The organism is Streptomyces spongiae (genome assembly GCF_009377185.1).
Classification (GTDB): Bacteria; Actinomycetota; Actinomycetes; order Streptomycetales; family Streptomycetaceae; genus Streptomyces; species Streptomyces spongiae.
Genome location: NZ_VJZC01000989.1, coordinates 1 through 1,948, shown reverse-complemented (window position 1 = coordinate 1,948; position 1,948 = coordinate 1). Strand labels below are relative to the sequence as shown.

The 1,948-nt window shown below is 64.2% G+C and carries 2 protein-coding genes and 1 pseudogene; 1 reads left to right on the top strand and 2 read right to left on the bottom strand.

Annotated elements, in window-relative coordinates; genetic code table 11:
* Positions 1-43: 43 nt before the first annotated feature.
* The gene (locus tag FNH08_RS49455; protein ID WP_228034859.1) at positions 44-625 is read right to left on the bottom strand and encodes a zinc ribbon domain-containing protein; all 582 of its coding nucleotides are present in this window, start codon (positions 623-625) and stop codon (positions 44-46) included.
* A gap of 93 nt (positions 626-718) precedes the next feature.
* Positions 719-1,672 carry a recombinase family protein gene (locus FNH08_RS49450; protein ID WP_152778522.1) on the bottom strand — a complete coding sequence of 318 codons (954 nt, stop codon included), beginning with the start codon at positions 1,670-1,672 and terminating at the stop codon, positions 719-721.
* Between the two features lie 187 nt (positions 1,673-1,859).
* On the opposite strand from FNH08_RS49450, the pseudogene FNH08_RS49445 reads away from it, so the two are divergent.
* Positions 1,860-1,948: pseudogene (locus FNH08_RS49445) on the top strand (YnfA family protein); the annotation flags it as partial.

Here is a 1,948-nt window from a genome sequence, read left to right as displayed (position 1 = left end):
CCCGTCTGGGAGGGCGGGGCCCTGCGCTCGCTGCGCGGCACTGTTACGCGGCTGGGCTTCCCCCCACGGTCGCGCGCCACACGGGAATGACCCTGGCGGGCTCGAAGCGATGTGATCCCTTGGTGCCGGGCTGGATGATCACGGACACGAGTAGGTGGGAGAGGAACTCGCGCTTCTCGCTCATGCTCAAACCATCCCAGCGGGCCCGTGTGTCCATGCGCTCACCCGCACCGAGGTGACACCTGATCAGCCAAGCCTGCTGCTCATTCACAAGCCGCTTGATCTCTGTCTCTTCCTGGGCCAGCCGCGGGAAATACCGAGAGTCGCTGATCTCTCCGGCGTACCACTGCTCCTGGAGCGCGGCCTTGCGCTGCTCGGAGATCTCCAACTTGTGCGTGTCGGGCCAGGGCGTCAGCGGCAGGCCGGGTGCGCCGTGCTCCTCAAAGCGGGGCAGGACGTACTGAGTGATCAAATTGTCCACCGCTGGGCCTTGACGGCTGAGACGGCCGCAGCCCCCGTCCAGCGCAGGGCGGCACCGGTATTCGTACGACATCTTGGTGGGGTGACCATGCATGGAAGCGCCACAGTTCTGTCCACCGCCCAGCGGCCGTCCGCAGCGCACCAATCCGGTGAGCAGGTATCCGATGTCTTGTGAGGTGCCGGTTCTCTTCCAACCTCCGGGATGGCGATGTCCTTCCAGCAACTCCGTTACCGTCAGTCATTCCTCCGGTGACACGATGGGCTCCCACTGTCCCATCACTGGATTTCCGACGGCATCGAGGACGAGTGTGCCATGGAGCTTTCGGTAGCCGCAGATTCGGGGATTGCGGAGGATTTGCTTGACCGTCTGTCGCTGCCAGGGGTTACCCAGCGTTGTCGTAAAGCCGGAGGCGGCGAAGTCCCGAGTGACGGTGGTCAGGGTCTCCCCGCGCAACAGGCTCTGCACCCCGCGCCGCACGACAACCGACTCGCCTGGGTGCAGCGTGACTTTGTCGGTGTTCCATCCGAAGGGGCGGCGCGACGCCACCGGCTCTCCGCGCTCAGCACGGGCGCGATGGTTCAGCGTTGCCCGCTGTCGCTGCTGGGTGCTTTCGGCCCGTGCGGCTGCAGCTCTCAGGAAGCCACGCTGCGCAGTTTCTTCATCGTAGAGATCGTATTGCCCGAGTGCGTCGATGTATGTGCGACTGGGGTGAGCAGTGAAGCACTTGAAGAACCTCTGATAGGTGGGCACGTCCCGATACAGACGGTCGTCGGAGACACATACCACCCCGTCGATCGGATATCCGTCTGCGGTGAATCCGGATTCGAGAGCAGTAAGCATCTCTTCGAAATCCGGCCTTGTGACGCCTACTTTTGAAGCGGACTTGTCGTTGTCGACATAGCGGTGGACGACGATCGCGCCATGCTGGGCCGCGATGCGAGCGCAGTGTGCAGCCTGGTCCTCGACGCCGTGGCCGTCTTGCCTGTGGGCGTCGAAGGAGATTCGGCAATAGGCCACGACCAGACGCTGGCCGTCACTCCGGAGAGCCAGCGCCTGGGCCAGCGGAAGTGAGTTGTCAGGCATGCCGCGGAGCTCATCGAGCAGATGCGTCACGAAGGAGGCAGGAGGCCTCTTCCGCGTACGCAGGCCGATAAACGCAGTCGAATTGACGATAGTGTCGTGCTCAGCCACAGGGGAGGTCCCAACTTCCTGAGTGGTCAGGCCCTCGGTTCGGGATGCACCCCGGCCCGGGGGCCGTCGTGTTGATGTTGTGGCGTGAGCCTAGGTCGCGGTGGCGGGCGTCGCGTGGGTGATCGAGAAGGTTCACCCATGTGAGGTAGGGGGCCGGGCCGGACCAGCGGCGTGCGAGGGTTGGGGCATGCTCGTAGCCCGTTCCGTGCTGCTCTTTGTCGTTGCCGCGTTGTTCGAGATCGGGGGTGCGTGGCTGGTTTGGCAGGGGGTTCGGGA